Below are 19,617 nucleotides of genomic sequence, written 5' to 3' on the forward strand. Positions count from 1 at the left end.
GTAGGTGGCCTACCGCTGAAAAAGGTGGGATGGGTGTCCGCCCCGACACGTAGGATGATGGGGTGTCCGAGCACCCAGAACTTCCCGTCCCCGCCGCGGCTCCGGCCGATCCCCGGGCCGTGCAACGCTTCGTCGATCACGCCCTGGGCCGGGCGCGCGTACTCGGACGCGACCTGCCCGCCCCGGGTGAGGGCGCCACGCGTGAACTGTGGCGCGAGCTGAGCGCACTGGGCCGCATGGACCTCGCGTACGCGAGGATCATCGAACCCCACCTGGACGCTCTGGCCATCCTGCGCCAGGCGGGCCGCACCGACCTGATCACCGACCGCGACACGTGGGGCGTGTGGGCCGCGGAGGGGTCGGGCGAGCCGTTGCTGGCCACGCCGTCGGCCGCTGCGCGCGCAGCCGATGACGACGCCGCCGACGGTCCGCACTGGACCCTGACCGGGACCAAGCCCTGGTGCTCGCTCGCGGGTTCCGTCTCACGCGCCGTCGTGACCGCGCACGTCACCGACGAGGTCGGGGAACCCACGGGACACCGTCGGGCGTTCGTCGTGGCCACGGACCACCCGGGATTCCGGCCCGAAGCCGCCGCGGGGTGGACGTCCCGCGGTCTCGCCGAGGTCGTCACGGTACCCGTCCGTTTCGAGGGCGTTCCGGCGCAACCGCTCGGCGCGGACGAGTGGTACCTGACCCGCCCGGGCTTCGCGTGGGGCGGGATGGGCGTGGCGGCCGTGTGGCTCGGCGGCGCACAGTCCGTCGCGGATCTGCTGTGGTGCAAACTCGTGCGCCCCGCACGCCCCGTCGACGACGCCGCTCGCACCGCCCTCGGGCAGCTCGACCTCACGCTCGGCGCGGCTCAGGCCGTCCTGGACCGTGCGGCCGCGGCGGTGGACCGCGGCGAGGCCACGGGTGAGCACGGCGCCGCATGGGCGTTGCGCGTGCGCCGCACGGTGGCCGACGCCGCCGACACCGTGATCCGCGTGGTCTCCCGCGCCACCGGGCCCGGTCCGCTCACGGGGGACCCCGCACACGTGCGGCGGGTCGAGTCCCTGCAGGTCTACATCCGCCAGGACCACGCCGAGCGGGACACCGCCGTCCTCGGACGCACCCTGCTAGAGCTGGTCCAGGATGGGTCGGAGGAGACCCCGTGGTGAGCTTCGACCACCGTGATCCGGGCACGCCCGAGGCCGACTGGGCCCGCTGCGGCGCTCTGCACCGCGCCCCCGAGGTGGACCTGACCGGCGTGGACCGGGTCGTCGTGTTCGCGGCCCACCCGGACGACGAGACCCTGGGGGCCGGCGGCACCGTGCACCGGCTCGCGGACGCGGGAGCGGATGTGCGGGTGGTCGTGGCGACCCTGGGGGAGAACTCCCACCCGGATTCACCGACCCACACGCCCGAACGATTGGCCGCATTGCGCCACGAAGAGCTCGCCGCCGCGGTGCACACCCTGACCAGCACGGACACCGCGCCGGAGTACCTCGAGCTGCCCGACGGCGACCTGACCGAGGATGAACTGTCCGAGCCGGTGGCCCGTCATCTCGAATGGCTCGAGCAGGGGGAGCAGCCGTTGGTGATCGTCACGTGGGAGGAAGACGGGCACACCGACCACGAGGTCCTGGCCCGCACGGTCGTCGCGGCCGCCGGCGCGTGGGGGGTGCGCTGCCTGCAGTACCCCGTGTGGTTCTGGCACTGGGGTTCCCCCACGCGCCTGCCGCGCGGGCTCGTGCGGGTCCCACTCGACGACGCCGCTCGCGCCGCCAAGCGCTCTGCCCTGGCCCACCACGTGACCCAGGTGCAGCCGCTGTCCGACCGGCGGGGGGACGAAGTGCTCCTAGGCCCCCACGTGCTCGAACACTTCGATCGTTCGGTCGAGTTCTTCGTGCTCGGCACGCCCGATCAGCGGACCGTGTTCGACCGTGTGCACACCGCGAGCGCGGACCCCTGGGCCGTGGACACCTCGTGGTACGAGCAGCGCAAGCGGGACGTGCTACTCGCGTGCCTGCCGCGAGAGCATTACGGCAGCGTCCTGGATCTGGGGTGCTCCACGGGCGCCCTCACGGTGGAACTGGCCCGGCGCGCGCGTTCCGTGACCGCGGTGGACGCAAGCGACGTCGCCCTGAGCGCCGCCCGCACCCGGCTCGAACGGAAGGGCGTGCCGAACGTGGAACTCGTCAGCGCCGTGCTGCCGCGCGACTGGGACGAGGACTGGTCCCCGCGAGAGCTAATCGTGGTGAGCGAAATGGGGTACTTCTGCTCGCCCGAGCAATGGCGCGAGCTGTTGCGGCGCTGCGTGGCGGCGCTCGCGGACGGCGGGCACCTCGTGCTGTGCCACTGGCGGCACCCGATCGCGGATTGGCCGCTCGACGGCGCGGACGTCCACCGCGAGGCTCGGCGCACTCCCGGGCTGCGCGGGGTGCTGAGCCACCGCGAAACCGATTTCGTGATCGAGGTCTTCGCGCCCGTTCCCGCGGGGGACACATGATCCGCCGGATCGCCGTGATCATCCCGGCGTGCAACGAAGAGGACCGCGTGGGCCGGTGCCTCGAGTCGGTCGCCGGTGCGATCGCGGGGCTGGGTCATGATCCGTCGTTCGCACGGTCCGAGTGGGCGTCCGCCGACGACGTCGCCGGGCCCGCTCCCGGCACGTCCCGAATCGATGCCATGCCGCCCTTGCGGGGGGCGCCGCGCGGTGTGGGGACGGGCGACGTCGAGGTCACGGTCGTGCTCGCCGCGGACGGCTGCACGGACCGGACGGTGGAACGCGCGCGCCAGGCGTGGGCGGTGTCGAACCGGGACGGTGGCCGAGCCCGACTGGAGATCGTTTCGGGGCAATGGCACAGCGCCGGGGGAACGCGCGCCGCGGCAGCCCGGCAGGCGCTCGCGGCGTCGGACCCGGAGTGGATCGCCTCCACGGACGCGGACACGATGGTGCCCGAGAACTGGCTGCGCTACCAGGTGCAGCGCGCGGGCGCCGGTGTGGATGGGATTCTCGGGACCGTGGAACCGGACCCGACGGAGTGCCCGCCACACGTGTACGAGCTGTGGCAGCGCGAACACACGCTGGTAGAGAGCCACCCGCACATCCACGCGGCGAACATGGGTGTGCGCGCCTCGTTCTACGAGCACACGGGCGGTTTCCCGCCCCTGGCGTGCAGCGAGGACGAAGCCCTGCTGGCTGCACTGCATCGAGTGGGCGCACGGGTCGAGGCCACGGACCGGATCCGTGCGGTGACGTCGGGGCGGCTCGAAGGACGTGCGGAGCTCGGGTTCGCGCATCACCTGCGGACGCTCTCACTGCCGCGGGAGGAATCGGAGTGGCGCGCGCCCGCTTCGCCCATCGCAAAAACGCTTGAAGGGCCTCCCTCTCCCGTGGCTAACGTAGAAACCATCAGCATCGTCAATCAGGAGGTATGCCATGAGTGAGAAGTCCATCACCGTCAGCCGTCTCATCGACGCCCCGGCGGAGGAGATCTTCGAGATCTTGACACTGCCCGCCAAACACCCCAGCCTGGACGCCTCCGGGACCGTCATCTCTGGCACGGACCAGCGCATCCAGAACGTCGGCGACGTCTTCGTGATGAACATGAACGCCGAGATGATGGGCGGGGACTACAAGACGGAGAACCACATCACCGGTCTGGACCCCAACAAGCTCATCGCGTGGAAGCCCTGCCCCGAGGGCACCTCCGTGGAGGACAACGGCTGGGAATGGGTGTACGAGCTGCAGCCCGAGGGCTCGGACTCCACCACCGTGACCCTCACCTACTCGTGGGAGCACGCCAACCCCAAGGTGACGAAGAAGATCAGCTTCCCGCTCTTCGGCGAGAAGGTTCTGGAGGAGTCCCTCGAGCGGCTCGCCTCCACCGTCGCCGGCTCCTGACACCCCACGGAGCGGTGCGCCCCGCGCCAGAATGACCGTTCGCCCGCGTCCTCCCGAGGGAGGACGCGGGCGTCGTCGTGTCCGGGTACGGTGCCGCCGCTTCCGCGTGACTCCCGCACGACGCCGCACGGAAACCTCGCGCGGGAGCGGCCCGGGCCCGGGCGCGCACCGGGCGTACCCTGGCCGAGGTCGTGCACGCATGGTACGGCCGGGCCTGGGAAGACGCAGCTGCCCAGGCAGGACAGTCGCAGCAGGAGGTGCACCCGGGTATGGGATCGTCACGCAGGGTGTGGGAGGGGTACGACAGGGGCAGTCCGGGATACAAGCGGATCCTCGTGGCCCTGTTGTGCGCCGGCGTGGCCACGTTCGCCCAGCTCTACTCCGTGCAGGGCGTACTGCCCATCATGGCCCAGGACCTCGACATCGACGCCGCCCAGGCTGCGCTCGCCGTCTCCACCGCCACGCTGGGTCTCGCCGTGGGGGTGATCCCGTGGTCGCTCGTCTCGGACCGCTGGGGACGACGCTGCGCCATGGTCGCCGCGATCAGCTGCGCCGCCGTCCTGGGCGTGCTCATCAACTTCATGCCCACGTTCGAATCCCTCGTGGGCCTACGGTTCCTGGAGGGCGTGGCTCTGGGCGGGATTCCCGCGGTGGCCATGGCGTACCTCGCGGAAGAGGTCAATCCGCGCTACGGGGCCGTGGCAGCCGGGACCTACATCTCCGGGACGAGTCTGGGAGGGCTCTCCGGGCGCATCGTGGCCGCCCCGCTCGCGGACTTCTTCGGTTGGCGCGTGGGGACGAGCGTCGTCGCGCTGATCGCCGCCGCCGCGGCCGTGACTTTCATCCTGTTGATCCCGCGTCAGCGCGGTTTCACGCCCCAGCCCGTGCGGCTCACGGGGGAGCAGGGGATGATCGCGCACCTGTGGGTCAACCTCAAGGACGTGCGCCTGGTAACCCTCTACCTGCAGGGGTTCCTGCTCATGGGTGGTTTCGTGGCGGTGTACAACTACATCGGTTTCCACCTGGGGGATGAACCGTTCAACGTGCCCCAGAGCGTGGTGTCCCTGCTGTTCCTGGCCTATCTCTCCGGGACGTGGTCCTCCGCGCGGGCGGGAAGCCTCGCCGATCGCTTCGGCCGCCGCCCCGTGTTGATCGCCGCGGCCCTGATCATGCTGGGCGGTCTGCTGCTCACGGTCGTCCCGTGGCTGCCGGTGATCGTCGCGGGGCTGCTGGTGTTCACCGCCGGATTCTTCGCGGCGCACTCCGTGGCCAACGGATGGGTTCCCGCCATGGCCACCGAGGGGCGGGCCCAGGCGTCCTCCCTCTACACGCTCTTCTACTACGGCGGCTCCTCCGCGCTGGGGTACGCCGCCGGCATCGCGTTCACGGGCGCGGGCTGGGGCGGGGCGGCCCTGTGCATCGGTGCGTTGATCGTGATCGCGATCGTCCTGGCCGCCATCTTCCTGCCACGCCGCCCGGTGGTACCCAGCGGGAACTGAGGTATGCCGCCGGGTAACGTACGACGGAACCCGAGCAGCGTCGTCGTGTGATACCCACCGGGTGGTGAATCGCGCGGCCCGGGGCCCTGGGCCTACGCTGGACGTAACCCGGAACACGTCCGATGGGCCCGCACGTTCCGCGGGCGAACCCCGGTCCGCCGCGGCGGTGCCAGCAAGGAGACCCAGTCATGAGCCAGATCCTCATCCGTCACCTCTTCGGACCCGGCCCCACCAACCCGTATCCGGAAGCCACCGAGGCGCTGGCACGGCCGCTGCTGGGCCACCTCGATCCGCAGTTCCTGGAGATCATGGACAGTGCATGCGACGGTCTGCGCGCGGTGTGGGGCACCGAGAACCGCCGTACGCTTCCGCTCTCCGCGACCGGTTCGGCCGGGATGGAAGCGGCGTTCGTGAACTTCGTGAACCCGGGGGACCCCGTGGTGATCGCGGTCAACGGCCTGTTCGGGGAGCGCATGTGCGACGTCGCCGAGCGGTGCGGTGCCGAGGTCACCCGCGTGGACTTCCCGTTCGGTGAACCGGTGGACCCCGAGAAGGTCGCCGCGGCCCACCCCTCGCCCAAGATCATCGCGGCGGTGCACGCGGAGACTTCCACGGGCGTGCGCTCGGACATCGCCGCCCTGGGCCGGATCAAGGGTGACGCCCTGCTGCTCGTGGACGCCGTGACCTCGATCGGCGGCATAGAGCTCAAGGCAGACGAGTGGGGCATCGACATCGGCTACGCCGGGACCCAGAAATGCCTGGGTGTGGCTCCGGGGCTCGCGCCGTTCACGGTGTCCGAGCGCGCGTGGCAGCGCCGGGTCGAGAAGCCGCGCTCGTGGTACCTGGACCTCGGCATGCTGGGCGGTTACGTGGGGGAGGCCTCCGGTTCCAGCCGCACCTACCACCACACCGCGCCCGTGGCGATGGTCGCATCCCTCGAGGCGGGTCTGCGCCGAGTCCTCGACGAGGGGCTCGACGCCGTTCGCGAGCGTCACGAGGCCGCCGGCCGCGCGCTGCAGGACGGTTTGGAGGCCATGGGCCTGGAACTGTTCGCGGCGCAGGGACACCGCTTGCCGGAACTGACCACGGTCAAGGTGCCAGAGGGCGTGGACTCGGCCGCGGTGCGCAGGGAACTGCTCGAGAAGTACGACATCGAGGTCGGCGCCGGTGTGAAGGAATACGCGAACACGGTGTGGCGCATCGGGCTCATGGGTCCGAATGCTGCCCCGGAGTCGGTCACACTGATCCTGGGTGCGCTGCGGGAGGTGCTGGGCCGGTAACGGGCGCTACCCGCGCTGGACAAGGGGGGCATCTGTGCTGCGATAAGAGGCGAAATCGGGGCTCTGGTGTGCGCGGCGCAGCATAAGTGGTGTGCGCACCCGCCGACGCTCTCATCCGCAGGCACCCTCGCCGGTCCGACACCACCCCCACGGACAGCGGTCCACCGCACACGGCCCCCAACGACACAGTGGGCCCCGCCGGATCCGGCGAGGCCCACTGTGCATCTGTGCAAAGAGGGGATCAGATGCTCAATTGCTCCTTGATCGCACCCACGAAGGCCTCCAGGTCACCGGGGTCGCGGGAAGTGATCAAGGTCCACTCCTTGGCGGGGCACACCTTGACCTCCTGGTCCACCCAGTTGCCGCCAGCGTTGACGATGTCGGTCTTCACTGACGGGTAGGACGTCAAGGTCTTTCCGTCCACCAGGCCGGTCTCCACGAGCAGCCACGGGCCGTGGCACAAGGCGGCCACTGGGCGGCCGGAGGACGCGAAGGCCTTGGCGGTCTCCTGTGCGTCCTGGTCCAAGCGCAGGGCGTCTGCGTTGAGAGTCCCGCCGGGCAGCAGCAGCAGGTCGTACTCGGACTCGTTGACGCAGGAGATGGTCTGGTCTACGGGGAAGGTCTCTCCCCGGTCCCAGTCGCCCACGAGGGACTTCACCTCGCCGGTCTCGGGGGCGGCCACCGTAACCTCCGCCCCGTCAGCCCGCAACTTCTCCAGGGGGACCTTCAATTCGTCCTGCTCCACGCCCTGGTTGGTCACCAGAACGAGAATCTTCTTGCCGGATAGTTCAGCCATTGTCGAGAGTCCTTTCTCTTGGGTCGTGGTTCCACTGTGGCGCCGCGGCACTTTCCCTGGCAAGGGCGCCCCCGCTGGTTCCGCTGTCAGCGACACGATCACGACGCCGCCGCGCGGCGTGTGCTGCGTGCACCCAGTGTCCCCCTCACGCGAAGGGGTGCGACGCCCGGTCCAGTGCGGCGATGTCGTCCGCGCCCAGGTGCAGTGCGGGCGCCGCCACCAGCGAGGACAGCTGCGCGGCGGAGGATGCGGAAGCAATGGGTGCGGTGACGCCCTTGGCGAGCAGCCATGCGAGGGCCACGGTGGCCGGCTCGGCGCGGTGCCTGTCCGCCACGGAGACCAGTTCCTCCACAACCGCGAAACCCTCGGGGGAGACGTACTCCCGGGCCATCTGCTCGCGGGCCGCTCCTTCGAGGTCCTCGGTGGTGCGGTACTTGCCCGTGAGGAAGCCGGAGGCCAGGGCGAAGTAGGGGAACACGGCAGCGTCGTACTCCTGGGCGATCGCGGCGTAGTCCCGCTCGAAATCGCGGCGGTGCACCAGGTTGTAGTGCGGCTGGATGGCCGCGGGCACCGCCATGCCGCGCTCGCGGGCCACCGTGAAGAACTCGCGCATGCGCTGCGGCGAGTAGTTGGACAGCCCTACCGCGTGCACGCGCCCGGAGTCCACGAGCTCGTGAAAGGTTTCCACTTGCTGCTCGATGGGCGTGTCCGCATCGTCGTAGTGCGCGTAGTAGAGGTCCACGTAGCCGGTCTGCAACCGGTCGAGGGACGCCTCGAGAGAAGCCACCACGGTGTCGTGGGCCAGGCCGCGGAACTGCGGGTGCGCACCTGTCTTGGTTGCGAGCACCACGGAGTCACGGTTGCCGCGCGCCGCGAACCAGCGTCCCAGGACCGTCTCGGACTCCCCGCCCTCGTGGCCCTTGGCCCACACGGAGTACATGTCCGCGGTGTCCACGAAGTTTCCGCCCGCGGCCACGAAGGTGTCCAGGACATCGAAGGACTGCTGCTCGTCGCTCGTCCACCCGAACGTATTCCCGCCCAGGTTCAGCCGGAAGATCTCCTGCTCGATCCCGGCGATCCGTGCGGTGGTGGGTGCGTGCTGGCTCATGAGAACCTCCTGCGGTGGTGTGGTGGCCGGTCGGGGCCTTTTCCCCGGCGACTGTAGCAAGCCGACATTACGGGGCGGGTAGTGTCAGACGACGCCCGGCGCGGGGGCCTGCGCGACCTGGATGAGAGTGCCCCAGGGGTCCTCGAAGCGCAGCACGGCGCCGTCGTGGCGGGTGGCCACGCGGTGGTCCGTGAGGCGCTCCTCCAGCGCGGCGATGTCCTCGCCGGTGGGGAGGTCGATGTTGACCTGGCCCAGGCCCAGGGACGCGGCGCGCGGACCGGCGCCCGCGCTGTTCCACGTGTTCAGAGCGATGTGGTGGTGGTAGCCGCCGGCGGAGATGAACAGGGCGGACCCGGCATCGCTCATCACCTCGAAGCCGAGCGTGTCCACGTAGAACTCGCGCCCGGTGGGAATGTCGCCCACCTGCAGGTGGACGTGACCCAGCGTGGAGGCCGGTGCCGTGGTCGGCTGTGGCGCCTCCAGGGACAAATTCGTGCGCAGGAACTCGTTCGGGTCCAGATAGTTGGAGGCCAGGCTGAGCAGGCCGTTCGCCTCGCGCTGCCAGGTCTCCCGGGGGCGGTCCGCGTAGAGCTCCACGCCGTTGCCCTCGGGATCCGTGAAGTAGAACGCCTGGCTGTAGAGGTGGTCCGCGGAGCCCGTGAAAGTGCCCGGTGCGAAACGGGCCATTGAGGCCAGCGCGCGGGCCAGGGCGGCGTCGTCGTCGAAGAGCACGGCGGTGTGGAACAGGCCCGCCTGGTTCGGGCGCCAGGACGGCAGGTCCGTGACGCGGCGCAGGCGCACGACCACGCGGCCGTCGTGGCCCAGTACGGCGGTCTCCCCAGAGTGCTGCAGCACGTCCAGGGTCACGCCGGTGGCGTAGTAGGCGATCATCCCGTCCAGGTCCTTCACGAGCAGCTCCACGGCGCCCATGGTGGTGCCGTCGGAGAGCAGGTCGTCCGCCGGGCGGCGGCGCAGGCTGCAGGGATCGGGGCGCTGGGTGAGCAGGGACACGGGAACCACTTCCTTGTCGGGGAACGGCCCAGGAGGCCGCCGGAATACTCAAAATATTACCTAAGAAATAGTTACTGCCGCAAGTAGATCCGGACAGAAACATGGACGCAAGGTCAACAAGCAGCCACCTTGTAATGAGCAATCACCACGTCGCCCCTCGGGCGGCCAACCGAACCTGACCACTCGGCCGAGCCCTGGTCGACGGGTCTGGGTGTGTCGAGCAGAAAGGGGGGGCAGACCCGTGGGGGAGTTTCTGGACCGGTACCCCGAGCAGTTCCTCGCCGCCTGCGGGCAGCACCTGGGCGTCCCGCGCTTGTGGCCGCGGGCATCGGCGAGGGGGCACCCGCCATCGGTCTGATGGTGCTGCTGGCGTGCGTCCCGGGCTTCGGGGTCCGCTCCTCGGTCGCGGGCCTCGTGGCCTGTGCGGTGCTCCCGGCTCTACGGGTCTTCACCGTGGGGCGGGAACCCCCGCGGTGGGTGGTCAGCCGCCCTGCTCCTGGATGATCGCGATCTTCTGCCACACCTTCCGCGCCATGTCCGACGTGAGGGCCTCGATGCCCTCCACGGCGTCCAGAACGTCTCCGTCCGTGGTGTCCTCTGCGAACAGTGCGGCGGTCTTGCCCACGAGCGAGAGCATCTCCGTGCAGTAGTCCAGGTACTGGGTCATCTGCGCGCGCGTCAGTGCCGGTTCGTCCTCCCGCGCGTCCTCGGTGTAGACCCTGGCGGCGGGCAGGCGCTCCGGGACCTTCACGAGCTGGTGCATGTCGATCACGTGGGCGAGCGAGCGCAACCGGTGCACCACGCGCAGCACGCGGGCGCGCTCCATCCGCAGGGGCACGGCCAGGAGGAAGAAGACGGCGATCCCCGCGAAGACGAGGTCGTTGACCACCGTCTCCAGCAGGGGCAGCCAGTCCACCGGGCCGAGGGCGTCCGGGTCCGCCCAGATGCTCAGCGCCGCCAGGGTGATGGCGGTGCCGAAGACGAGCAGCACCACCAGGACGCCCAGCCGGGACAGGGCGCGGGCGGTGCGGATCCGGCGCCGGCTGATGCCACCACCCTCGGTGACCTCGTCCACCAGAGCGATCAGCTAACCGCAGACCTCCCACAGGCTGCGCTGGGGGAAGCGGGAGTAGATCCTGCGCTGCAGGGCGGCCGCGGATGCGCGCACGGCCTGGTCGTCCAGGTGCTGGTAGCGGCTCTCGGGCGGTGGCCCGTCGTCGTGGTCATCGGGGCGGGCGGGAAGCGGGCGAGGGGAACGCATCCCAGCAGGGTACGCGAGCGCCGCCTTGTGCCCCGCGCGGCGGCGTGCATCAGGCCCGGAGAGGCTCCAGCTGGGCCTGCAGCTGGCGTTCCAGGTGTGCGGGCGACGCCGCCTGGAGACCCAGCGCGGCCGTCACCTGGGTGCCCAGCAGGAACGTGAGGAAACCGTCGGTCCACGTGGCGGGGTCCGCGGGGGTGGCGAGCTCGCCGTCCGCGCGGGCCTCGTCCAACCAGGCCAGCAGGCAGTCCCGCCACTGTGCCATGAAGCGCCGGTTGTGCGCGGCGAGGGTGGCGTCGTGGGCGGCCTCCTGCCAGAAGGCGAGGACCACACGGGCCTCGTCTAGGCGCTCGCCGTCCAGCGGCATGACCTCGCGGCTGAACACCTCCACGGCGGCGAGGCCGCGCAGCCCCGTGACGGCACCGGCCACGCGGCCGTTCGTCTGCTCGAACACGTGGGTGTAGGTGGCCTCCACCAGGTCCGCCTTGGTGGCGAAGTACGGCTTGAGTGCGCCGTTGGCGTAGCCGGCCTCGGCCGCCACCTGCCGCATGGTCATGGCCGCGGCGCCGTCCCGGGCGAGAATGCGCCACACGGCGTGCACGAGTTCTTCCCTGCGGGACGCGTGGTCCACCAGCTTGGGCATGGGGGTGCTCCTGGGTCGAGGGCGGTCTGGGGTGAGACTGCCATTCTTCCGGGGTATCGGTGCGCCGGGTGCTCTGCGGGGCGGGAAGGGTTGTCGTGGCGCGGCCGCGAGCCTAATCTCTACAACTGTAGAGTCACAGCGTGTTCTAGATCACACACCTGACGGTCGCGTCCGGCCGGGTTCCCGGCGCCACGAAAGGATCCACCATGCCCCACGGCAAGAGCACCACCGACACCCTGACCTCTGACGCCCAGAGCCCCTACGCACTGCAGAGCCCCGAGGGGATCCGGGTGGTGCGCGAGGTCCTGGAGCAGGCCGGGCACTTTCCCGAGACGGCCCGCATGGCGTACCTCGGCCTGGTGGAACCGGCCCGCGGCACGCCCGCGGACGCCCCCGCGGACCGCAGGTTCCGCGTCTTCCTGCTGGACGTCGACGGCGGCCCGGCACACGACGTCGTCGTCTCCGCCACGAACCGCGCGGTGGTCAGCGCCGTGGAGCTGGACACCACCGAGACCGGCGAGCTGCCCGTGCTCGAGGAGGAGTTCGAGATGGTCGAGCAGATCCTCTCAACCGACGAGCGCTGGCTCGCCGCCCTCGAACGGCGCGGCCTGCCCGTGGAGAAGGTCCGCGTGGCACCGCTGTCCGCCAGCGTGTTCGAGTACCCGGAGGAGAAGGGGCGGCGCATGCTGCGCGGGCTCGCCTTCCTGCAGAAGGGGGAGGACAAGCCGGCCTGGGCGCACCCCATCGACGGTCTCGTGGCCTACGTGGACGTCACCAACCACGCGGTGGACCAGGTGCTCGACATCGAGCTCGTGCCCGTCCCGGAGGAGGACGGCGACTACGTGGACCCCGCGGTCACCGGGCCCCTCCGCACCACCCAGAAGCCCATCGAGATCACGCAGCCGGAGGGCCCGTCCTTCACCGTGACCGGCGGCAACCACGTGGAGTGGGAGAAGTGGAGCCTGGACATGGGCTTCGACATGCGCGAGGGGCTCGTGCTGCACAACATCTCGTTCGAGGACAAGGGCGAGAAGCGCCGGATCCTGGACCGCGCGGCGATCGCCGAGATGATGGTGCCCTACGGGGACCCCTCGCCGGTGCGCTCGTGGCAGAACTACTTCGACACCGGCGAGTACCTGGTGGGGCAGTGGGCGAACTCCCTGGAGCTCGGCTGCGACTGCCTGGGCGACATCACCTAACTGTCCCCGGTGGTCGTCACCGGCCGCGGCGAGCCGCGCGAGATCACCAACGGCATCTGCATGCACGAGGAGGACTGGTCCATCCTCTCCAAGCACACGGACCTGTGGAGCGGGGTGGCCTACACGCGCCGCAACCGCCGCCTGGTGATCTCCTTCTTCACCACCGTGGGCAACTACGACTACGGGTTCTACTGGTACCTCTACCTGGACGGCACCATCGAGTTCGAGGCCAAGGCCACCGGCGTGGTCTTCACCTCCGCACTGCCCAACGGCTCCACGGACTTCGCGTCCGAGATCGCCCCGGGGCTGGGTGCACCGTTCCACCAGCACCTGTTCTCCGCGCGCCTGGACTTCGCGCTCGACGGCGGGCCCTGCCGCGTGGAGGAGGAGGACGCCGTGCGCGTGCCCCTCTCCTCGGACGTGAGCCCCCGCGGCAACGCGTTCACGCGCAAGCGCACCGTGCTCGCCACGGAGAAGGAGGCCATGCGGGACGCCGACGCCGCCGTGGGCCGCACCTGGGTCGTCTCGAGTTCCGAGCACACGAACCGGCTCGGTCACCCGGTGGCCTACAAGCTGCACCCGGAGGGCGGGCCCACCATGCTCGCCTCCGAGGACTCCTCGATCCACCGCCGCGCCACGTTCGCCACCTAGGCCCTGTGGGTCACGCCCTACGAGGAGGCCGAGCGGTACCCCACCGGCGACTTCCCCAACCAGCACGCGGGCAACGGCGGCCTTCCCGAGTGGACCGCCCAGGACCGCTCCGTGGACGGCAAGGACATCGTCGTGTGGCACACCTTCGGGCTGACCCACTTCCCCCGCGTGGAGGACTGGCCGATCATGCCCGTGGACACCGTGGGCTTCAAGCTGCGCCCCGAGGGCTTCTTCGACCGCTCCCCGGTCCTGGACGTCCCCGCGCCGAAGAAGGGCCACTGCTGCGAGGGCGAGAACGACGCCGCCCCGTGCTGCGAGTCCTGAGGCACCTGTTTCCGGGCTGCTCCGGTAGTGCGTGACAGAGGCGCCCGCCCCCTTCGGGGGAGCGGACGCCTCTGTACCGGGTCGTCAGGGGACGATGCCGTCTGGGGGCATCATGGCGCGTGGGAACGCCACGCCCCCCCCGCTGCGAAGGCGGGGCCGCGGCGTCGTCGTCAGGCCTGGCCGCGGCTCAGGAGGCGCCCGGTGGGGGTCTCGTAGTCCACCTCCCGGCCGCCCACGAAGGTCTTGCGGACCTTCCCGGAGAGCACCTTGCCCTGGTACGGGGTGATGGGGTTCTTGTGGTTGAGGCGCTGGGCGTCCACCACGTAGCTCTCGTCCTGGGCGAAGACGGCCATGTCCGCGTCGTAGCCCAGGGCCAGCCTGCCCTTGTTCCGCAGCCCCACGCGCTCCGCGGGCCGCGTGGACATCCACTGCAGCACGCGCTCCAGGCCCACCCCGCGGCGTCGTGCCTCCGTCCAGATCAGGGACAGGCCCAGCTGCAGCGAGGAGACCCCGCCCCACGCCACGCCGAAGTCCCCGTTGCCCAGGTCCTTGAGGTCCAGGGTGGAGGGGGAGTGGTCCGAGACGATGTAGTCGATGGTGCCGTCGATCAGCCCCTCCCACAGCTTCTCCCGGTTGGAGACCTCCCGCACGGGCGGGCAGCACTTGAAGGCGGTGGCGCCGTCCGGGATCTCCTCCGAGAGCAGCGTGAGGTAGTGCGGGCAGGTCTCCACGGTGATGTCCAGGCCGTCGTTCTTCGCGGAGCGGATCATGGGGATCGCGTCCGAGGAGGACAGGTGCAGGATGTGCGAGCGCGCGCCGGTCCAGCGGGTGCGCTCGATGACCTCCGCGATCGCGATGTTCTCCGCACCGCGCGGGCGCGACTTCAGGAAGTTCTCGTACACGGCGCCGTTGGGCTGCGGGGCGCGGTCGATGGTGCGGGAGTCCTCCGCGTGCACGATCAGCAGCGAGTTGAAGGTCTTCAGCTCCGCGAGGGCCTCCTCCATCTCGTCCGCCTCCAGGTGCGGGAACTCGTCCACGCCGGAGTGCAGCAGGAAGCACTTGAAGCCGAACACGCCGTCGTCGTGCAGCGGGCGGAGATCGGCCTTGTTGCCGGGGACGGCGCCGCCCCAGAATCCGATGTCCACGAACGCGTTCTGCCGCGCGAACAGCCGCTTGTACTCCAGCGCGGCCACGTTGACGGTGGCGGGCACCGAGTTCAGGGGCATGTCCACGATGGTGGTCACGCCACCGGCCGCAGCGGCACGGGTGGCCGTGGCGAAGCCCTCCCACTCGGTGCGCCCGGGCTCGTTGACGTGCACGTGGGTGTCCACGAGACCGGGGATCAGGGTCTCGTCCTCCGCGAGCTCCACGACCCTCGCCCCGCGCAGGCCCGTTCCGAGCGGTTCGACGGCCGCGATCTTCCCGTCCCGCACGCCCACCTCCCGCGGGGCGAAGGTGTCGCCGCAGGACACGTTGCGCCCGCGCACCACGAGGTCGTACTCGCCCTCCTGCCGCCAGGTGAGCCGCTCCTCGGAGGGCTCGTCCGTCTCGGCCAGGCGGTTCTCCTCCTTGTACCGGCGGATCAGTTCGCGCACGCGGGCGGCGTCGTTGACCTCGTTCGCGAGCTCGATCTGCGCGGCGCGCGCGGCTTCGACCTCCGCCCGGTGCTGCTCGGTGACGGCCAGCTGCGAGTTCTCCTGCGCGATCCCCCGCGGCGTCTCGTCGCGTTCCGGGTTCGACGCCGCCTGCTCCACCTTCGCGCGCACCCGCTCGGTCGCGTGCTCCTCGTTCACCGCGGGATCCGCGGTGGCCTCTGGGGTCGTGGCTCCCCGGTTTGCTCCCTGCTTCTCTGCCGCGGGGGTCGACGGCGCCTGGTCGGGTGTGGTCTCGCGGGGACCGTGCTGGGATGCGTCGTTCATGGCGGAGGGATCCTTTCGCTGGTGCGTTCCGGCCGTCCGGGACGGTCCGCGGCCGGGGTGCCGGGCGCGCTCGCCGGTGAGCGCGCCGGGCGTGGTTGGTCGTGTCTGGTCAGTCGTGTCCGAGGCCCCTGTGTGAGAGGCTCTGCCGGTCAGGTGGTGTCACTGCGAGGCTATGCGGTGGCCGACCTCACGGAGCAGTCTGGGGGCCTCCCGCATGGAGGTGTCGGCGTCCGGGGCGAGGGCCCTCAGCTCGTGGACGGCGGCGAAGCCCGCCTCCCGTAGGGTCTCGGCGTCCAGGGTGGTGCGTCCGCAGACCGCGACCACGGGCACGCCGTGGCGCCGGCCCACCCGCAGCACGCCCAGGGGTGTCTTGCCCCCGAGGCTCTGCTCGTCCAGGCTGCCCTCGCCGGTGACCAGCAGGTCCGCACCCACCACGGCGGCGTCGAGCCCCACGAGGTCGAGGACGACGTCGATCCCCGCCCTGCGCTCGGCGCCCAGCACCGCGAGTGCCGCGTAGCCGACGCCGCCGGCCGCCCCCGCGCCGGGGGCGTCGGCGGCAGTGCGGGCGGGTTCGCCGAGCGCCTCCGCGAGGCGGTCGCGGAACACGGCCAGTGCGGCGTCGAGCTCGGTCACGTCGTCCGGGGAGGCGCCCTTCTGCGGGCCGAAGACCGCAGCGGCACCGCGCGCGCCGAGCAGGGGGTTGTCCACGTCCGCCGCGAGTACGAACCCGGTGTCCCGGAGGCGGGGGTGCAGGGCGGAGGCGTCCACGGAGTGCAGCCGGGCCAGCGCGCCGCCGCCGAGGGAGAGGGGCGCGCCGGCGTCGTCGAGCAGGCGCAGCCCGAGCGCGGAGAGCATGCCCGCGCCGCCGTCCGTGGAGGCGCTGCCGCCCACACCCAGGACCACGCGCGTGCACCCGGCGTCCAGCGCGGTGGCGATCAGCTCACCGGTACCGAAGCTCGTGGCCGTGCGGGGTGCGAGGTCGGGGCGGCCGTCGCGCTGGGGGAGGGCGGCAAGGCCCGAGGCGAGGGACATCTCTACCACGGCCTCGTCCCCGCGGCGCCCCCACGCGGCACGCACCGGCGTTCCGGCGGGACCCGTCACCGTGAGGTCGTGACGCTCGAAACCGGCCTCCAGGGCGGCGTCGAGCGTGCCCTCCCCGCCGTCCGCGACGGGCAGCACGGCCACGGTCGCGTCCGGGCGCGCCTCGGTGATGCCGGTCGCGAGCTCCGCCGCCGCCCGGTGAGCGGTGACGGAACCCTTGAACTTGTCCGGTGCCACGACCACGCGCACGGAAACCTCCTGGGGTTGTCGGTGAGGGCCCGTCCTCATCCTTGCGGATCGGGGTGCGGGGGGCCTGGGAGAGCGGCGGTTGTCACTGCGTGCCGGCGACGACGCCGCTGCCCACGGTGCCGGGCCGCAGTTCCGTGCCCCGTGTGGCCCGCGCCCTGTGCCGGCCGCGCCACGGGTTCACGCGCGCTGCTCACGCGGCAGCCACGCGAAAGGGTCCGGCGCGCTCTGCACGTACTCGAGGCTCACGAGACCCTCGTAGCCGAGCTCGCGGGCGCGGCGGACCCACTGCCCCACCGGGAGGTCCCCGGTGCCGGGTTCGTGGCGCCCGGGGGCGTCCGCGATCTGGACGTGCCCGAAGTCCGCCGCGTGCTCCTCGACGACCGCCGCGACGTCGTCCCCGTTGACCGCCAGGTGGTAGAAGTCGGCGAGCAGCTTCACGTTCTCCCGGCCCACGGCGTCGATCACGGCCAGGGCGTCCGCAGCCGTCTTCAGCGGGTAGTCCGGGGCCTCGGACACGGGCTCGACCAGCACGACGCCGCCGAACGGCGCCACCGCATCCGCCGCCCACCGCAAGTTCTCGACCGCCACGGTGTCCTGCTCCGCCTCCGGGACGCCCGGCACGCGGTTGCCGTAGAGGGCGTTGAACGCGCGGCACCCGGTCTCACGGGCGATCTCGACGACGGCGGCCACGTTCGCGCGGAACTCCTCCGTGCGCTCCGGCTGGGAGAGCGCCCCGCGCTCGCCGGCGGGCATGTCCCCGGCGTAGAAGTTCAGGCCGGTCAGCTGCACCCCGGCATCATGAAGGGCGGCGACGAACGCGGCCGCCTCCCCATGCTCCGGAACGGGTCCGGCGAAGGGCCACCAGAACTCGGCGCGCGTGAATCCGTGGGTCGCCACCGCGGCGGGCCGTTCCGTGAGGGGCAGGTCCGTCAGCAGGATCGAGGCGTTGACGGTGTAGGTCATGGGGGCTCCTCGTGGGGGCGCTGAAACGGGGACGCTACCGGGGCGCAGGTGCGCGGTTGTTCCATGATACGGAAGCACGATTTTTTTTACGAAAGAATATCCGGCGTGTGTGATCCAGATCAACCGCGTCGTGTGAGAGCTTGTGGGGAAGACGATGCGACTGCGTGTCACGGCCGAGGCCTCACACGGAGCCCTCGGCCGCGAGGGACGGACCACAGCAAGGAGAAGACATGCCCGGACAGGATGTCCCCCGCACCACGGAGCAGGCGGCCGGCCGCCCGGCTCCGGGGCGCGTCTACGGGCCACGCGGCGTCGCCCACGAGCCCCGCCCGGACACCAGCGACAAGCTCTACAACGTGGATCTCGCGCCCACGAGCCGTCACGGTCGGACGTGGAGCGCCTACAGCATCTTCACGCTGTGGGCCAACGACGTGCACTCGCTGGGCAACTACGGCTTCGCGATCGGGCTCTTCGCCCTGGGGCTCGGAGCCTGGCAGGTGCTGACCGCCCTCGGCGTGGGCGCGCTGCTGCTGTTCGTGCTGCTGTGCCTCTCGGGGTTCATGGGATTCAAGACAGGTGTGCCGTACCCCGTGATGAGCCGGATCTCCTTCGGCGTGCACGGCGCGCAGCTGCCCGCCGCGATCCGCGGAATCGTCGCCATCGCCTGGTTCGGGATCCAGACCTACCTGGCCTCCGTGGTGCTGCGGGTCATGCTCATCGCCCTCGTGCCCGCTCTGGCGCCACTGGACGAGAACAGCGTCCTGGGGCTCTCGACCCTCGGCTGGATCAGCTTCCTGGTGCTGTGGCTCGTCCAGGTGGTCATCGTCTGCTACGGCATGGAGATGATCCGCAAGTACGAGGCCTTCGCCGGGCCGGTCATCCTCGTCACCATGGTGGCGCTCGCGGTGTGGATGCTCGCCCGAGTGAACTTCTCGATCGCCTGGAGCATCGACAACCCGCTGACCGGGGGCGAGATGTGGCTGCACATCCTGGGCGGTGGAGCACTGTGGGTGTCCATCTACGGGACCTTCGTGCTGAACTTCTGCGACTTCACCCGTTCTGCGAAGAGCCGGGGGGCAATCGTGCGCGGAAACTTCTGGGGCATCCCCATCAACATGCTGCTGTTCGGGCTGATCGTGGTGTCCCTGGCCGGAGCCCAGTTCAAACTGGACGGCACCGTGATCACGTCCCCGGCGGACATCGTGCAGACCATTCCCTCCACGCCCCTGCTGGTACTGGCGTCCCTGGCTCTGCTGATCCTCACGGTGGCCGTGAACCTCATGGCCAACTTCGTGGCTCCCACGTACGCCCTGACCAACATGTTTCCGCGCAGGCTCAATTTCCAGAAGGCGGCGATCCTCTCCGCAGTGATCGGCCTGCTGATCCTGCCGTGGAACCTCTACAACTCGCCCGTGGTGATCGTGTACTTCCTGGGTGGTCTGGGTGCGCTTCTCGGGCCCCTGTTCGGGATCATTATGGTGGACTACTGGATCATCCGCCGCGCCAGGGTGGACGTCCCCCAGCTCTACGTGGAGGCCCACGACGGCGAGTACTTCTACCGCCGCGGGGTGAACCCGCGCGCGATCGCCGCGTTCGTTCCCGCGGCTCTCGCCTCTCTCGCGGTGGCTCTGCTGCCGGTGTTCCAGGGCGCCAGCGAGTTCTCGTGGTTCATCGGTGCCGGTCTGGGGGCCCTGTGCTACCTGGTCACCGCCAGGCGCAAGCTCGACTACACGGACCAGCACGGGGAGGCCATCGCCGTCGCCACCGCCCACTGACCCCGTCACCCCGAT

General features: G+C 70.6%; 16 protein-coding genes and 1 pseudogene. 8 read left to right on the forward strand and 9 right to left on the reverse strand.

The window, feature by feature from the left end; translation table 11 throughout:
- Positions 1-62: 62 nt before the first annotated feature.
- From KVA01_RS04405 to KVA01_RS04430, 6 genes are all read left to right on the forward strand, one after another.
- Complete coding sequence (locus KVA01_RS04405; protein ID WP_231860584.1) at positions 63-1,157, forward strand: acyl-CoA dehydrogenase family protein; 1,095 nt, start codon at positions 63-65, stop codon at positions 1,155-1,157.
- Positions 1,154-2,488, forward strand: coding sequence for a PIG-L family deacetylase (locus KVA01_RS04410; RefSeq protein WP_082810278.1), 1,335 nt, complete (start codon positions 1,154-1,156; stop codon positions 2,486-2,488). The genes KVA01_RS04405 and KVA01_RS04410 overlap by 4 nt, the downstream gene beginning before the upstream one ends.
- Positions 2,485-3,429: a glycosyltransferase family 2 protein gene (locus KVA01_RS04415; protein ID WP_068468293.1), complete on the forward strand. Its 945-nt coding sequence runs from the start codon at positions 2,485-2,487 to the stop codon at positions 3,427-3,429. Before KVA01_RS04410 ends, KVA01_RS04415 begins: the two co-directional genes overlap by 4 nt.
- Positions 3,422-3,886: an SRPBCC domain-containing protein gene (locus KVA01_RS04420; protein WP_068468295.1), complete on the forward strand. Its 465-nt coding sequence runs from the start codon at positions 3,422-3,424 to the stop codon at positions 3,884-3,886. Before KVA01_RS04415 ends, KVA01_RS04420 begins: the two co-directional genes overlap by 8 nt.
- 269 nt (positions 3,887-4,155) lie before the next feature.
- Complete coding sequence (locus KVA01_RS04425) at positions 4,156-5,385, forward strand: MFS transporter (protein WP_068468297.1); 1,230 nt, start codon at positions 4,156-4,158, stop codon at positions 5,383-5,385.
- Between the two features lie 188 nt (positions 5,386-5,573).
- Positions 5,574-6,665: a pyridoxal-phosphate-dependent aminotransferase family protein gene (locus tag KVA01_RS04430; protein WP_068468299.1), complete on the forward strand. Its 1,092-nt coding sequence runs from the start codon at positions 5,574-5,576 to the stop codon at positions 6,663-6,665.
- Positions 6,666-6,906: 241 nt separating this feature from the next.
- Here the strand turns inward: KVA01_RS04430 and KVA01_RS04435 are convergent, their stop codons facing one another.
- From KVA01_RS04435 to KVA01_RS04455, 6 genes are all read right to left on the reverse strand, one after another.
- Positions 6,907-7,461 (reverse strand): type 1 glutamine amidotransferase domain-containing protein, encoded by a 555-nt coding sequence (locus KVA01_RS04435; protein ID WP_141269097.1) that lies wholly within the window; start codon positions 7,459-7,461, stop codon positions 6,907-6,909.
- 145 nt (positions 7,462-7,606) lie between these two features.
- Positions 7,607-8,569: an aldo/keto reductase gene (locus KVA01_RS04440; protein ID WP_068468302.1), complete on the reverse strand. Its 963-nt coding sequence runs from the start codon at positions 8,567-8,569 to the stop codon at positions 7,607-7,609.
- A gap of 84 nt (positions 8,570-8,653) precedes the next feature.
- On the reverse strand, positions 8,654-9,589 hold the full coding sequence (locus KVA01_RS04445; protein WP_082810270.1) for a VOC family protein: 936 nt from the start codon (positions 9,587-9,589) through the stop codon (positions 8,654-8,656).
- Between the two features lie 472 nt (positions 9,590-10,061).
- Positions 10,062-10,655 carry a hypothetical protein gene (locus tag KVA01_RS04450; protein WP_233438757.1) on the reverse strand — a complete coding sequence of 198 codons (594 nt, stop codon included), beginning with the start codon at positions 10,653-10,655 and terminating at the stop codon, positions 10,062-10,064.
- 12 nt (positions 10,656-10,667) lie between these two features.
- Positions 10,668-10,841 (reverse strand): hypothetical protein, encoded by a 174-nt coding sequence (locus tag KVA01_RS12870; RefSeq protein ID WP_233438758.1) that lies wholly within the window; start codon positions 10,839-10,841, stop codon positions 10,668-10,670.
- Between the two features lie 49 nt (positions 10,842-10,890).
- Positions 10,891-11,481 (reverse strand): TetR/AcrR family transcriptional regulator, encoded by a 591-nt coding sequence (locus KVA01_RS04455; RefSeq protein ID WP_068468306.1) that lies wholly within the window; start codon positions 11,479-11,481, stop codon positions 10,891-10,893.
- A 206-nt stretch (positions 11,482-11,687) separates the two neighbouring features.
- On the opposite strand from KVA01_RS04455, the pseudogene KVA01_RS04460 reads away from it, so the two are divergent.
- Positions 11,688-13,655, forward strand: a pseudogene (locus KVA01_RS04460) (primary-amine oxidase).
- A gap of 170 nt (positions 13,656-13,825) precedes the next feature.
- Here KVA01_RS04460 and allB read toward each other — a convergent pair.
- From allB to KVA01_RS04475, 3 genes are all read right to left on the reverse strand, one after another.
- Positions 13,826-15,211: an allantoinase AllB gene (gene allB / locus KVA01_RS04465; RefSeq protein WP_068468392.1), complete on the reverse strand. Its 1,386-nt coding sequence runs from the start codon at positions 15,209-15,211 to the stop codon at positions 13,826-13,828.
- A gap of 522 nt (positions 15,212-15,733) precedes the next feature.
- A complete protein-coding gene (locus KVA01_RS04470; RefSeq protein WP_141269099.1) occupies positions 15,734-16,864 on the reverse strand; it encodes a glycerate kinase in 1,131 nt (376 codons plus the stop codon).
- 177 nt (positions 16,865-17,041) lie between these two features.
- Complete coding sequence (locus KVA01_RS04475) at positions 17,042-17,827, reverse strand: hydroxypyruvate isomerase family protein (RefSeq protein ID WP_141269101.1); 786 nt, start codon at positions 17,825-17,827, stop codon at positions 17,042-17,044.
- A gap of 230 nt (positions 17,828-18,057) precedes the next feature.
- Here KVA01_RS04475 and KVA01_RS04480 point away from each other — a divergent pair, with 230 nt between their 5' ends.
- Positions 18,058-19,602 carry an NCS1 family nucleobase:cation symporter-1 gene (locus KVA01_RS04480; RefSeq protein ID WP_141269103.1) on the forward strand — a complete coding sequence of 515 codons (1,545 nt, stop codon included), beginning with the start codon at positions 18,058-18,060 and terminating at the stop codon, positions 19,600-19,602.
- Positions 19,603-19,617 lie beyond the last annotated feature (15 nt).

It is taken from the genome of Kocuria varians, assembly GCF_006539885.1.
GTDB lineage: Bacteria > Actinomycetota > Actinomycetes > Actinomycetales > Micrococcaceae > Kocuria > Kocuria varians.

What these genes read in the sequence shown, in the direction of transcription:
- KVA01_RS04480 (WP_141269103.1), top strand. Translation starts at nt 18,058, where the DNA reads ATGCCCGGACAGGATGTCCCCCGCACCACGGAGCAGGCGGCCGGCCGC.
- KVA01_RS04425 (WP_068468297.1), top strand. Translation starts at nt 4,156, where the DNA reads ATGGGATCGTCACGCAGGGTGTGGGAGGGGTACGACAGGGGCAGTCCG.
- KVA01_RS04440 (WP_068468302.1), bottom strand. Translation starts at nt 8,569, where the DNA reads ATGAGCCAGCACGCACCCACCACCGCACGGATCGCCGGGATCGAGCAG.
- KVA01_RS04455 (WP_068468306.1), bottom strand. Translation starts at nt 11,481, where the DNA reads ATGCCCAAGCTGGTGGACCACGCGTCCCGCAGGGAAGAACTCGTGCAC.
- KVA01_RS04475 (WP_141269101.1), bottom strand. Translation starts at nt 17,827, where the DNA reads ATGACCTACACCGTCAACGCCTCGATCCTGCTGACGGACCTGCCCCTC.
- KVA01_RS04420 (WP_068468295.1), top strand. Translation starts at nt 3,422, where the DNA reads ATGAGTGAGAAGTCCATCACCGTCAGCCGTCTCATCGACGCCCCGGCG.
- KVA01_RS04430 (WP_068468299.1), top strand. Translation starts at nt 5,574, where the DNA reads ATGAGCCAGATCCTCATCCGTCACCTCTTCGGACCCGGCCCCACCAAC.
- KVA01_RS04415 (WP_068468293.1), top strand. Translation starts at nt 2,485, where the DNA reads ATGATCCGCCGGATCGCCGTGATCATCCCGGCGTGCAACGAAGAGGAC.
- KVA01_RS12870 (WP_233438758.1), bottom strand. Translation starts at nt 10,841, where the DNA reads ATGCGTTCCCCTCGCCCGCTTCCCGCCCGCCCCGATGACCACGACGAC.
- KVA01_RS04435 (WP_141269097.1), bottom strand. Translation starts at nt 7,461, where the DNA reads ATGGCTGAACTATCCGGCAAGAAGATTCTCGTTCTGGTGACCAACCAG.